The sequence below is a fragment of the Thermodesulfobacteriota bacterium genome (genome assembly GCA_034189135.1).
Lineage (GTDB): Bacteria > Desulfobacterota > Desulfobacteria > Desulfobacterales > JAUWMJ01 > JAUWMJ01.
Genome location: JAXHVO010000109.1, coordinates 20,225 through 33,105 on the forward strand (window position 1 = coordinate 20,225; position 12,881 = coordinate 33,105).

At 45.4% G+C, this 12,881-nt stretch carries 12 protein-coding genes; 2 read left to right on the forward strand and 10 right to left on the reverse strand.

Annotation, left to right across the window (positions count from 1 at the left end):
- Positions 1-315: 315 nt before the first annotated feature.
- From phnN to SWH54_16090, 10 genes are all read right to left on the reverse strand, one after another.
- Entirely contained in the window at positions 316-891 is a 576-nt protein-coding gene (gene phnN, locus SWH54_16045; GenBank protein ID MDY6792775.1) for a phosphonate metabolism protein/1,5-bisphosphokinase (PRPP-forming) PhnN, read from the reverse strand.
- Positions 892-999: 108 nt separating this feature from the next.
- The gene (locus SWH54_16050) at positions 1,000-1,647 is read right to left on the reverse strand and encodes a chloramphenicol acetyltransferase (protein ID MDY6792776.1); all 648 of its coding nucleotides are present in this window, start codon (positions 1,645-1,647) and stop codon (positions 1,000-1,002) included.
- A gap of 282 nt (positions 1,648-1,929) precedes the next feature.
- Entirely contained in the window at positions 1,930-3,702 is a 1,773-nt protein-coding gene (locus tag SWH54_16055; protein ID MDY6792777.1) for an ATP-binding protein, read from the reverse strand.
- On the reverse strand, positions 3,699-4,391 hold the full coding sequence (locus SWH54_16060) for a response regulator transcription factor (GenBank protein ID MDY6792778.1): 693 nt from the start codon (positions 4,389-4,391) through the stop codon (positions 3,699-3,701). The genes SWH54_16055 and SWH54_16060 overlap by 4 nt, the downstream gene beginning before the upstream one ends.
- A gap of 19 nt (positions 4,392-4,410) precedes the next feature.
- Positions 4,411-5,067: a phosphate signaling complex protein PhoU gene (phoU, locus tag SWH54_16065; GenBank protein ID MDY6792779.1), complete on the reverse strand. Its 657-nt coding sequence runs from the start codon at positions 5,065-5,067 to the stop codon at positions 4,411-4,413.
- Positions 5,068-5,080: 13 nt separating this feature from the next.
- On the reverse strand, positions 5,081-5,842 hold the full coding sequence (pstB, locus tag SWH54_16070; protein ID MDY6792780.1) for a phosphate ABC transporter ATP-binding protein PstB: 762 nt from the start codon (positions 5,840-5,842) through the stop codon (positions 5,081-5,083).
- A gap of 11 nt (positions 5,843-5,853) precedes the next feature.
- A complete protein-coding gene (pstA, locus tag SWH54_16075; protein ID MDY6792781.1) occupies positions 5,854-6,801 on the reverse strand; it encodes a phosphate ABC transporter permease PstA in 948 nt (315 codons plus the stop codon).
- Positions 6,802-6,861: 60 nt separating this feature from the next.
- Positions 6,862-7,755: a phosphate ABC transporter permease subunit PstC gene (pstC, locus tag SWH54_16080; GenBank protein ID MDY6792782.1), complete on the reverse strand. Its 894-nt coding sequence runs from the start codon at positions 7,753-7,755 to the stop codon at positions 6,862-6,864.
- Between the two features lie 143 nt (positions 7,756-7,898).
- Positions 7,899-8,714 carry a phosphate ABC transporter substrate-binding protein gene (locus SWH54_16085; GenBank protein ID MDY6792783.1) on the reverse strand — a complete coding sequence of 272 codons (816 nt, stop codon included), beginning with the start codon at positions 8,712-8,714 and terminating at the stop codon, positions 7,899-7,901.
- Between the two features lie 400 nt (positions 8,715-9,114).
- Complete coding sequence (locus SWH54_16090; GenBank protein ID MDY6792784.1) at positions 9,115-9,921, reverse strand: crotonase/enoyl-CoA hydratase family protein; 807 nt, start codon at positions 9,919-9,921, stop codon at positions 9,115-9,117.
- Between the two features lie 654 nt (positions 9,922-10,575).
- Between SWH54_16090 and dsrA the strand changes: the two genes are divergently transcribed.
- Together dsrA and dsrB are read left to right on the forward strand one after the other, a co-directional pair.
- Complete coding sequence (dsrA, locus tag SWH54_16095) at positions 10,576-11,892, forward strand: dissimilatory-type sulfite reductase subunit alpha (protein ID MDY6792785.1); 1,317 nt, start codon at positions 10,576-10,578, stop codon at positions 11,890-11,892.
- A gap of 12 nt (positions 11,893-11,904) precedes the next feature.
- The coding region (gene dsrB, locus SWH54_16100) for a dissimilatory-type sulfite reductase subunit beta (GenBank protein MDY6792786.1) at positions 11,905-12,881 on the forward strand (977 nt) is incomplete at its 3' end.

The following is a 12,881-nucleotide window of genomic DNA, read 5'->3' on the forward strand; positions in this document are numbered from 1 at the left end:
AGCAAAGTGAGTTATCCATGATCGGTCTCTGATTGAATATTGTGCGGTGAAGCGGCATAAAATAGCGGCTTTTACGAGAACAGCCAGCCAGTTTATTACTGGTTGATGTTAACCATGCAGTATTAAAGTCAAATTAAATTTGGATTAAAGCTCTGTTATATCTCGAATCAAACCGTATCCTGTTCAATTGATGGATTTGCTGTCAAGGTCGCCTTAGGGGTCACTTTATTGACAGGCCTGTTGGCCTGTTGCGGATGTAAAAGGTTGCTATTTTGTATATCATTAAAGGTGGATGGTCGTAAAATCTATCAAGCATCATACCAGCTGCTGTACAAATTGCTCCCCAGCCGCTTTCAGAGTGCCATCGTTGTTAATAATGACAATGTCCGGTACATTCAACAGGAATGATTTTTTAAATTTACGATTATGGATCAATCGGGTATGAATCTCATCCGAGTTTTCCCGGCCTCTGATTTGCAGACGTTGCTTAATTTCGGCATGCGAAACATCGATCAATACCACTTTTATTTGAGGATACAGGCGCAGAGCTTGTGGCAGGTACTCGCGTGATCCGTTGACGACCACATTACATTGCTTCATAAGCCATAGATTAATTTCCACACCAATGCCGTAATAGCATGCATGGCTTTGCCAATGCATGGCAAAAAAACCCCTGGTAAAACGCTGCATGAACTCTTCTTTGCTGAGAGCGATATGGTTTTCACCGCTGGTCAATGGCGGCCGTGTAATGTAACGATGAGCAAAAACGACGGATCCATTACCATTTAAGCGTTGACGTGCATAGCTGATCAAGCTGTCTTTTCCTGATCCGGAAGGGCCGATTAGATAAAAGAAACGGCCCTTGGTTTTCGCTTCATACTTTTTCATCATAGCATAAATTTAATCGTATACGATCACTTGGCTCATGTTCCAGATAATGCTGTTGGAATTGTGTTATGTGCATTTGCCGCGAGGATCGGAGGCAACAACCCCATGGATTTATCGTTTTTGCTTCCTTTTTGCCTGAGGATCGAATTTCTCTATAAACGCTTTGGTGCTTAATTGTCGAAAATCCACCAGGTGACGGCGAAGCTTATCGCGCTTCCAATCCCACCAGTTGATTCGCATCAGGGCTTCTTGAATATATGCGTCGAAGCGTTCTCGAATGGGTTTGGCAGGGACACCGGCCACAATGGTGAATGGGGGCACATCCATGGTCACGACGGACCCCGCACCGACAGCTGCTCCAGTGCCGATGGACCGTCCCGGCAGGATGACTGCACCGTGGCCGATCCAGACGTCGTGACCGAAGGTCACGGGAAAGGAGCGACGCCAGTTGAAAAAATCATCGTCGTCTTCTGCCATGTCAAACTGACTGCTTCGGTAAGAAAAATGATGCAGCGCCGCTCGATGCAGTGGATGGTTACCGGGATTGATACGAACCCCGGCGGCAATGGAGCAAAATTTTCCAATTCGAGCGTAGATAATATCGCAGTCGTTGACCGCATAGGAATAGTCTCCCATCACGGTTTCGATGATTTTTGCTCTCGGACCGACTTCCGTCCATTCACCGAGTTTGGACTTTACGACGAGAGCGGTCGGATGGACGGTTGGAAGGCGGCTGAGTTTTTTAGGTAGTATTTCCATTAGTTTTAAATGCCAGAGCTTTCTAGTTAATCAGTGTACCAATGGCTGGATTCATAAATTTGCGAAAGAATTTCCGAACCATTTATCTGTCTATTATTAGGCAGGTGTTTGTGACGGGTTAAAATTTAGCTAATTTTATTATGTTAATTAGGTATGATATAAAACCTATATACTAATACAAGCGAGAATAAAACTGCTGAGGTACTACACGTTCAACAAAAATCGTGTCAAGCAAACGGGTATAATAATAATGATTGTTAAGATTTATTAGGTTATGTTTTACTATTCCGGCAGGTGAATGGTAAAGGTACTTCCTTTGCCCGGAGTGCTGTCAACCGTTATTTGCCCGCCGTGGGCCTGGACGATATGTTTAACAATGGCAAGACCCAGGCCGGTGCCTCCCTGCTCGCGGCTTCTGGCCTTGTCAACGCGGTAAAACCTTTCAAACAGGCGGGGCAGGTGTCTTTTTGAAATGCCGATGCCGCTGTCTTTAATACTAAGGGAAACACCGGAAGCAGTCTTTACCGCGTTGATTTGAATCTTACTTTTTTCACTGCTGTATTTGATGGCATTACCAATCAGGTTTACCACGGCTTGTTCAAAAAGTACCGGTTCGATGTTGGCCTCCAGCAAATCGTCACAGGTAAAATCTATTTCTATCTGTTTTGCGTCGGCCTCGGTCCGGCAAATCCTCACTGAAGAGGTAATCACTTTTTTTACTGCTGTTTTTCTCAGCTGAATCAGATTTGCCTCGTTTTCCTTTTCAATTCTGGAAAGATGCAGAAGATCATCAATAATCGCCCCGAGACGGTTTACATGTTTTTCGATGATGGATAAAAACCGGTTCGCTTCTTTTTCATTGTCCTTGGCGCCGCTTTGAAGTGTCTCCACAAAGCCCTTAATGGCGGTTAAAGGGGTTTTTATTTCATGGGAAACATTGGCCACAAAGTCCTGTCGCATCCTTTCCAGACGTCTTAGCTGAGTCACGTCGTTTAATACCAGCAGGGTGCCGATGCGCTTTTCTTTGGCATTGCGAAGGGGGGAGGCATTGGCATTTAAAATGCGATCGCCGTTATGATATAGAGTAATGTCACTCTTTATCGGGATGTTACTTTTCTGAGCTTTTTCCATAAATTCGGAAAGCCTGGTGTCCCTGATTATTTCCTGGAGGCTCTGGTTTTTTTCAGCAGCCGACAGTTTTTCAAGCATGTCTGCCGCAGTCTGATTGAAGCTTAAGATGTGTTCATTCATGTCCAGGGCAATCACTCCTTCAGCCATACTGGACAGTACTGCCTCAATTTGATTTCGTTGATTGACCTCAGTTTCTATCTGTTTGGCCATGTTGGCCGCCATCAGGTTCATCGCTTCAGCAAGATTTGCGGCTTCGGTTATGCCTGGAGAGGATAAACGGTATGTAAGATCGCCTTTGGCAAAATGTTCAGCCCCCTTTCTCATTTCTTCAATGGACCTGCTGATGCGTCGTGAGATATAAAAACATATCATTGCAGCAAACAGGGCGATAAAAAATCCCCCGAGAGTGATTCTGTCCTGAATGATGCCAAGCTCCTTATCGACTTCGGTTAAAGGAATGGATGTTCTTAATATGGCTTCGAGCCTGTGAGAAGATATTATGGGAAGGGCGACATACATCATTCTTTTATCAAGGGTTCTGCTGTATCTGAGAGCGCTTCCCGCCGGTTGCGACAGGGCTTTTAGAAATTCAGGGCGATCGGCATGACTGTCCATCACAGCCGGGTTTTCATCTGAGTCACCGATTACCCTGCCGTTGGGAAGGATCACCGTCACCCGAATCCGGGCGGAATTCCCTATTTGTTTACATAAACGATCAATCTCTTTTGGATACAAAGGCTTCAGATGCGGTTCAACCATCTCTTTAATGATTCGACCCTGGGTCTTAAGGCCTTCAATGGTCCTTTCCAGGAAATAGTCGCTTAAAAAACTTGAAGCATACCAGCTAACCACACCCAGGGCAACCAGGGTGATCATCAGATAAGTGGGAAAAAGCAGCCATATTAAGCGAATGGTTTTTTTCATGAAATATCCTTGAACCTGTAACCGACCCCTCTGACTGTCTCTATATACTTTCCTAAAGGACCGAGTTTTTTTCTAAGTCCTACAATTTGGACATCCACGCTTCGGTCGGTAACCGGATAATCATCACCTCTAATACCATCCACAATCTGCGAACGGGTAAATACCCATCCAGGCCGCCGGGCAAGCAGGAACAGGATTTGAAATTCGGTAAAGGTCAGCTCCACGGGGCTTCCTTTGACTGATACACTCCGCCTGCCTGGATGGATTTCAAGATCGTGGATGTGAATCACAGACTGCAAATCGACTGTTTCTTCCTTTTGTCTTCTGAGGGCAGCACGAATTCTGGCCAGAAGAACTCGCGGGGAAAAGGGTTTGGTGATGTAATCGTCTGCCCCGAGTTCGAGACCGGCAACAATATCGGCTTCCTCCCCTTTTGCGGTGAGCAGTATGGTGGGGATATGCATTGTTTTTGCATCTTTTTTTAGTTTTTTCAGTACGTCCAGACCGTCTATACCCGGAAGCATCAGATCGAGCAAAATAAGATCCGGATTTTCCGACCGTGAGCTCCTTAATGCCGTTTCACCGGACAGGGCTTTTATGATTTTATAACCTTCTTTTTCTAAATTATAACCGATCAGTTCCAGTATATCTTTTTCGTCATCCACAATAAGGATTTTATCTCCGGACATATTTCCTCTTTTTATTCATCTATAGTTTTCCGTGCCGTACAATTTCACCTTCTATCATATAAATGACCTCTTCTGCAATATTGGTGGCATGGTCCGCCAGACGTTCCAGGTGCCGCGAAATAAGAAGCAGGTTAATCAGATAACTGACCTTATCAGGATGTTGCGAAATGGCTGTTTTTATCAAACGATATGCCTCTTCTTTTTTTGCATCCACTTCGTCATCCAATACCAGCACTTTAAGTGCGAGATCATCATCCATGTTTACCAGGGCATCCAAACTCATTTTAAGCATGGTTTCCGCTTTTTCAGCCATGACGGAATAGTCGAAGATAAAATCAGATCCTTCTTTTTTGGTGATCGTCTTCACTCTTTGGGCGATATTTACCGCCTGGTCTCCTATTCTTTCAAGGTCATTGTTGATCTTTATCACCGCCACCAGAAATCGAAGATCAACGGCCACCGGCTGATGCAGGGCAATTATTTTCAGACATTCTTCTTCGACTTCAACTTCCATCTCGTCGATTTCATGGTCAGAGGCAATGATCTTTTGCGAAATCTCGCCATCAAATTCCTCAATGGCTTTGATGGCCATTCGAACGTTTTCTTCCACCATTGCCCCTAAAGAAAGTATCTTTTTCTTAATTTTTTCCAGCTCTCTATGAAAGTGCTTTGTCATGTTAGTGTCTCCATTACCCAAATCGGCCCGTGATATAGTCTTCGGTCTGTTTGAGTTTCGGTCTGGTAAAAAGGGTATCGGTATCACCTGTTTCAATGAGTTTTCCAATATAAAAAAAAGCGGTTATATCTGAAACCCTTGCCGCCTGCTGCATATTGTGAGTCACAATGATGATGGTATAAAATTCTTTTAAGGTTTGTATCAGCTCTTCTATTTTCTGGGTGGCGAGGGGATCCAGCGCCGAAGCCGGTTCATCCATCAGGATCACCTCGGGCTTTATCGCCAGGGCACGGGCGATACATAACCGCTGCTGCTGGCCGCCTGAAAGACCCAGTGCCGATTCATGGAGCCGGTCTTTGACCTCGTCCCACAAAGCCGCCTGCTTAATGCTTTCCTCAACACGCCGGGCCACATAGGCTTTGTCCTTTATTCCGTTTACAATAAGTCCATAGGCCACATTATCATAAATCGTTTTGGGAAAGGGATTTGGTTTTTGGAAAACCATGCCCACTCGCTTTCTGAGCAGCACGACATCCAGAGATGATGCATACATATCCTGGTCTTCAATCATGATTTTTCCCTCAACACGGGTCCCCGGGATTAAATCGTTCATCCTGTTCAAACAGCGTAAAAAGGTGCTTTTGCCGCATCCGGAGGGTCCGATAAGGGCGGTTACCTGACGGTCGTAAAAATCAAGGGAAATATCATGAAGGGCCTGAAAGTCTCCATAATAAAAGTTAAGGTTTTCTGAAGTAATCTTTAAAGCTTTATCCATTGTTTTTCCTTTTATTGCAGTCTCCTGCGTAATCTTAAACGGTAAATAATGGCAATCAGATTCATTCCTAAAACAAGTGCGATTAAGACAAGGGCGGTGCCGTATTGAAGGTGTCGGGTCACTTCTATTTCAGTTCCTGCGGTGGCCAGGACATAAATGTGATATGGAAGGGCCATGACTTCGTCAAAAATGGATGTTGGCAGAACCGGTGTGAAAAATACTGCACCGGTAAACATAATGGGCGCTGTTTCTCCGGCGGCCCGACTAATGCCTAATATGGCGCCGGTGAGGATGCCCGGCATGGCGGAAGGGAGTACCACCTTTCGAATGGTTTGCCACTTGGTTGCTCCCAGGCCGAGAGATGCTTCTCTGTAAGTATCCGGAACCGCTTTCAAGGCTTCCTCGGTAGCGCCGATAATGACCGGCAAAGACATGGCCCCAAGTGTTAGAGCTCCGGCAATGATGCTGACCCCCATTTTTAATATCACCACAAAAAAGGCCAGACCGAAAAGACCGAATACCACCGACGGCACGCCTGCCAGATTATTTATTCCCAGCCGGATCAGTCTTAGAGCACGTCCGGGACGGGCATATTCGTTGAGGTAAATGGCTGATGCGATGCCGATGGGCATGGCAACGATAATGGCTCCAATACTTAGGGAGAATGTTCCCACAATACACGGAAGAATCCCTCCCTTGGTCATGGAGTCTATTGGCGGCTGGGTCAAAAATGTCCAGGTAATTGCCTTCCAGCCGTTTTTTACCATAAAAAAAACGATAATAAACAGCGCAATACCGTTGATCACTGCGGCAATACGGAAAGCCGAAAAAGCAACAGACTGAAAAATTTTTCTGCGGACCCCGCCAGAAGCGGATTGAACCGGGGTGGCAATTTCCTTGTACTCTGCCTGTTTGCCGGTGGTAGCTAATTTTAAATTTTTACCTAATAGAAAAGCCATGGTTTCTGCCTGTGTTTTATTGAAAAATGTCAGTGATACAGTTTTGAATTTATTATTTAGTTATAATGATGCTTCACCGGTCTGTCTATATTTAAATGCAATATGGTCCGCAATCAAATTGAAGACAAGGGTAAATAAAAATAGTACAATTCCGGTGGCAAATAGAGCGAAATAATGTTCTCCTCCCACAGGAGCTTCCGCCATTTCCGAAGCAATGCTTGCCGGCATGGGCCTGACCGGATCGAAAATAGATTCGGGCAGCATGGCCGCTCCGCCTGCCACCATCAAAACCACCATGGTTTCTCCAATCGCCCGTGACAGCCCAAGGATAACCGCTGTGCTGATCCCCGAAATAGATGCAGGCAGGATCACCCTGACAATCGTTTCCAGGTGTGTCGCCCCAAGGGCCATGGAAGCTTCCTTCAGGGCCAACGGTACGCTGTGTATGGCATCTTCGGAGATACTGCATATGGTAGGAATTGACATAAATGCCAGCATGAGTGACGCATTAAAAAGGTTTAGCCCGGTAGGGATATTAAAAACATTCTGCAGAAAGGGAGCCACCAGTACCATGCCGAAAAAACCGATCACCACGGAGGGAAGGGCGGCCAAAAGCTCAACCACAGGTTTAAAAATCTCGGAAACCTTTTTGGATGCAATTTCAGCCAGAAAAACCGCAGTCATCACACCAAGGGGTATGGATATCACCGCTGAGACAAAGGTAACCACCACAGAAGCCACAATCAGCGGAAAAATTCCAAAATCAGGAGGTTCAGATGTGGGATACCAGTAGTGGCCGAACACAAAGTCTTTGATGGAAACAGTTTTAAAAATCGGCAGGCCTTCTTTGAAAAGAAAAACCATAATCAGAAAAAGGGTGGTAATAGAAGCCATTGCAATGAGGAAAAAGATTTTCTGTACCGACTTTTCTACGGTCTGTCTCTTTAGTGCCATTTATACTCCCGTGGTGGTGCGCAAAGCGCATGGCCGGCAAATTTTAACCTAAGTTTTGCCATGCGCTTTGCTTCCCCGATCTTTCTAAGGAGAGGGCTGGGGGAAAATAGTACCACTTAAAATAATATTGAAAAGAGTTCAGATTAGTATAATTTTACATATCCTGCTTTTTTCACATATTTCTGGCCTTTTTGAGGATTGAGCATAAAGTTGATGAAATTGAGCGTATCTCCTTTTGGCCAGCCTTTGGTGAACATGAAAAGGGGTCTTGAGATGGGGTAGGTGCCGTTAAGTGTGGTGGCTTCGGTTCCTTCTACTCCATTCACCTTCAACGGTTTCACTTTTCTGTTAAGATAACCGATACCGATGTAGCCAATGGCATGCTTATTATTGGAAACTGCCTGTACAATAGCGCCGTTGGAAGCCATCACCTGTGCCCTGGGTGTGACCCGTTCTTTTTTCATGACTTTTTTGGCCCAGGTTTCATAGGTTCCGGATGAGGTGTCCCGTGAAATAACGACAATTTTAAGATCAGGCCCGCCGAGTTCTTTGAAATTTTTAATTTCACCTTTATATAGGGCTTTCAATTGAGCAGTCGTTATATTTTTTATTTTGTTGCTCGGGTGCACCACTGGAATAATGGAATCATAAGCTATTGCAAAAGGAACCGGATAGACGCCTTTCTCGTGGGCAAGTTTTACTTCCTTGCCTTTGATGAATCGAGAAGCGTTGGCAATATCCGTAGATCCGTCGATAATGGCCTTGATACCATTTCCTGATCCACCGCCCGAAAGGGAAATTTTTACATCCGGATGTTCACTCATATAAGCTTCCACCGCCTTTTGTGCAATGGGAAGCACAGTGGTTGATCCTTTGATGACAAGATTGCCCGCAAAAACGGGATGGGTGATGACAGCCAGTGCCAGTAATGAAACCATAATAAAAATAGATTTTTTCATTTTATCCTCCATAATGTTGTGATTAATAATATGAGTCAATTGTTAGATTTGTGTGAGTAAACTGTAAAGATTTGATTAGATTTTCCCTCTCACCTCCTTGTTTTTATTAAAAACCAGTGTTACATCGGTTTGAGAAAGGGAAATTAATCAGCAAATGTTAGAGAAATATTAGAGGCAAGTTAAATATTTGTATGCAGCTATTTTTCTGGGTCATCTTACGATTAGTTGTAGTTGATCAAGGCAGGTCAAGCAAATAATCTTCAATTGAGTCAGTGTGTTTTTATAGGGTTCGCACCAAAGGCGGATTTACGCTACGCTCCAACAAGGAAACAATCCCGCTTGCAGCGGGACATGGTTCGAGTGTTCCTCCACAGAACAAACGTTTGGAGAAGAATCTTTTCTATTTTCCTTTGAATTCAGGAGGGCGTTTTTCCATGAACGCTTTAAACGCTTCCATCACGTCATCACAGGGCAACGTTGAAGCGTTTTTTTGCGCCACATATTCCAGTCCCGGATAGATGCCATTATCACGGCTGTAAAGTATCACCTCTTTGGCTCCCTGAACAGCCAGGGGTGAGTTGCCGGCGATTTCTTCGGCCAGTTTTTTTGCTTTTGCAAACAGTTCCTTTTGATTATCAGCGATGTGTGTGATGAATCCCATTTGTAAAGCCTCTGCCGCAGTAAAATTTCTGCCGGTCAGGGCCAGCTCGCGAAACCAGCCGTGGCCGATAATGGTAGGCAAACGCTGCAAAGTACCCAGATCAGCAATGATGGCGATCTTAGTTTCCCTGATGGAAAACAAGGCATCCTTACTGGCCACACGTATGTCACAGGCGCTTAACAGGTCAACGCCCGCGCCGATACAAAGGCCATGTGCTGCAGCGATAACCGGCTTCTTGCACCTTTCAATCATGTTCATGCTTTCCTGCATCTCCAAGATCACTTTTCTAAGCTGCTCCCTGGAATCGGCGGAATCGGCGCCAATAAGAGTTGCCGCATCATACAGGTCCAGGCCACCGGTAAAACATTGGCCTTCGGCCTGTATCACCACCACCCTCACCTCCGGGTCCTTATCAAACCTGGGAAAGATTTCGCGCAAACTGGAAAAACATTCCAGATTCATACTGTTGCGCTTTTCGGGTCGATTTAAAATCAACCATGCAATATGACCTTCTTTCTTGACTTTAAAAAAATCGTTGCCGCTCATCACTAATAACCTCCCTGTTGATAAAATTTACCAATTAAGTTTTTTCAATTTCGTTTTAATTAAATACATCGAAAGTACCCTCAGCGTTTCATTAAACTTTGTGTTGTGGCAGTTGATCCACAATACCATGAAGAAAGCTGGGACGCAATGTCTTCATACCTTGACCTTCATAACAGACCGGTGATGGAGTACCCATAGGCAAATATGTTTCTATAGTGGTTGCCAAAAAAACGTTCCGTTATCGAAACGTTTTTTTCTACAACCACATATACCGCAATTTCATATTTCGGGACATATTTGTGTCAAGCGGTATAACCCCGGCAAATGGGCCCAAACCCGGATCAATATCTTTTAAATACCGGGATTATTCCCGGTCGGGTTTACCGGCCGGTATACTATTTTTTTAAAATTCATGAAATCTGACAAAACGATGTAATTTCGAGAATCTGCCGTAGCTTTTTTATTGACAAGGGAAAATATTGATTCTATATATCATCTTTGCTCTAAGAAAAAGCCTATATAAAAATTATATTTGTAATTTTTAAAGAATAAACAGCAAGTTGAGAGGAGGTGACCACAACTTACCCGAAAGGGGAAATAATAAATTATTAAAAGTCTCAGTTGTTAATTTCAATAACGAATGGAGGTAAAACGATGGCAAAACATGAGACCCCTTTGTTGGATCAGCTTGAGTCCGGACCATGGCCGAGTTTTGTATCCGATCTTAAGCAAGAAGCCGCATCAAGGGCAAAGAATGAAAAGAACATAGAGTACCAGATTCCACAGGATGCGGTTGATGACCTTCTCGGCGTGCTTGAGCTTTCTTATAAGCATGGAAGGACTCACTGGAAACATGGTGGGATTGTAGGCGTGTTTGGCTATGGCGGCGGTGTGATCGGACGTTACTGTGACCAGCCCGAAATGTTCCCGGGTGTGGCCCATTTCCACACCATGCGTGTCAGCCAGCCTGCAGGCAAGTTCTATACCACGAAATACTTAGAAGATATCTGTGACCTTTGGGAAAGACGTGGAAGCGGTGTCACCAACATGCATGGCTCCACCGGTGATATCATTTTCCTCGGTACTACCACACCCCAGCTTGAAGAAGTGTTTTGGGAACTGGGCCATAACCTGAACCAGGATCTTGGCGGTTCCGGTTCCAACCTGAGGACACCTTCCGATTGTATCGGCGCTGCCCGATGTGAATATGCCTGCTATGATACACAGGCCATATGCCATGATCTTACCAATGAGTATCAGGATGAACTTCACAGGCCGGCATTTCCTTACAAATTCAAGTTTAAATTCGACGGATGTCCCAACTGCTGTGTCGCATCAATTGCAAGGGCAGACCTTTCCTTTATCGGTACCTGGCGCGATGAAATCAGGATCGATCAGGAGGCGGTGCAGGCGTATGTCGGTGGAGAGATTCCACCCAACGGTAACGCCCATTCCGGGCGTGACTGGGGTCCTTTTGATATCCAGAAAGAGGTGATTGACCTTTGCCCCACCAACTGCATGTGGATGGAAGGCAAAAAACTGATGATCGATGACAAGGAATGCACCCGCTGTATGCACTGCATAAACGTGATGCCGAGAGCATTGAGAATAGGCAATGACAGGGGTTGTTCCATCTTTGCAGGTGCCAAGGCTCCGATTCTTGATGGTGCACAGATGGGGACTCTGATCGTTCCATTTATAAAGGTTGAAGAACCTTATGATGAAATAAAAGAGACCGTCATCGAGCCCATCTGGGATTGGTGGATGGAAGAAGGTAAAAACCGTGAGCGGTTGGGCGAACTGATGAAGCGACAGGGTTTCCAGAAACTGCTTGAAGTAACCGGTTTTAAACCGGATCCGAGAATGGTTCAGGAACCCCGTACCAACCCGTATATTTTCTGGAAAGAAGATGAAGTTGAAGGCGGGTTTGATCGTGATATTAACGAATTTAGAAAATTCCATCAGAGATAGGAGGGGCATAAAATGGCATTTGTATCTTCAGGTTATAATCCGGATAAACCGATGGAAAACAGGATTACCGACATCGGTCCGAGAAAATATGATGAATTTTACCCTCCGGTCATAGCAAAGAACAAGGGTAAATGGTTGTATCATGAAATTTTGGAACCAGGTGTTCTGGTCCATGTGGCAGAATCGGGTGACGAGGTTTACACGGTAAGAGCCGGCGGATGCCGCCTGATGAGTGTGACGCACATCCGTGAAATCATGTCTATCGCAGACCAGTACTGTGACGGATACCTTCGGTTCACCACACGAAACAACATTGAGTTTATGACGGACAGTAAAGATAAGGCCATGGCTTTGAAGGCTGATCTTGATGGCCGTAAATTTGCAAGTGGCAGTTTTAAATTTCCTGTCGGTGGAACCGGTGCAGGGGTGACCAACATCGTTCACACCCAGGGATGGATCCACTGCCATACTCCGGCAACCGACGCATCCGGTACGGTAAAGGCCACGCTGGACGTTTTGTTTGACGATTTTAAGGCCCACCGAATGCCGGCACAGTTGCGTATCTCCATGGCATGCTGCCTGAATATGTGTGGAGCGGTTCACTGCTCGGATATCGCCATTTTGGGATATCACCGCAAACCGCCCATGATCGATCATGAATACTTGGACAAGATGTGCGAGATTCCACTGGCCATTGCCGCCTGTCCGACAGCAGCCATCAAACCTTCCAAGGTCAAACTGGATGACGGCACGGAAGTTAAGAGTGTTGCAGTAAATGAACCCAGATGTATGTTCTGCGGCAACTGTTACACCATGTGTCCTTCCATGCCTCTGGCAGACGATGTGGGTGACGGAATCGTGCTTATGGCTGGGGGTAAGGTTTCCAACAGAATCAGCCCGCCCAAGTTTTCCAAGGTCGTGGTCGCTTTTATTCCCAACGAAACTCCTCGATGGCCAACCATGACAGCCACCATCAAGAGAATTGTTGA

Bases quoted from the DNA above. Each gene is read 5' to 3' on its own strand.
- dsrA (MDY6792785.1), top strand. From the start codon at position 10,576: ATGGCAAAACATGAGACCCCTTTGTTGGATCAGCTTGAGTCCGGACCA.
- SWH54_16050 (MDY6792776.1), bottom strand. From the start codon at position 1,647: ATGGAAATACTACCTAAAAAACTCAGCCGCCTTCCAACCGTCCATCCG.
- phoU (MDY6792779.1), bottom strand. From the start codon at position 5,067: ATGACAAAGCACTTTCATAGAGAGCTGGAAAAAATTAAGAAAAAGATA.
- pstC (MDY6792782.1), bottom strand. From the start codon at position 7,755: ATGGCACTAAAGAGACAGACCGTAGAAAAGTCGGTACAGAAAATCTTT.
- pstB (MDY6792780.1), bottom strand. From the start codon at position 5,842: ATGGATAAAGCTTTAAAGATTACTTCAGAAAACCTTAACTTTTATTAT.
- pstA (MDY6792781.1), bottom strand. From the start codon at position 6,801: ATGGCTTTTCTATTAGGTAAAAATTTAAAATTAGCTACCACCGGCAAA.
- phnN (MDY6792775.1), bottom strand. From the start codon at position 891: ATGATGAAAAAGTATGAAGCGAAAACCAAGGGCCGTTTCTTTTATCTA.
- SWH54_16060 (MDY6792778.1), bottom strand. From the start codon at position 4,391: ATGTCCGGAGATAAAATCCTTATTGTGGATGACGAAAAAGATATACTG.
- SWH54_16090 (MDY6792784.1), bottom strand. From the start codon at position 9,921: ATGAGCGGCAACGATTTTTTTAAAGTCAAGAAAGAAGGTCATATTGCA.
- SWH54_16055 (MDY6792777.1), bottom strand. From the start codon at position 3,702: ATGAAAAAAACCATTCGCTTAATATGGCTGCTTTTTCCCACTTATCTG.
- SWH54_16085 (MDY6792783.1), bottom strand. From the start codon at position 8,714: ATGAAAAAATCTATTTTTATTATGGTTTCATTACTGGCACTGGCTGTC.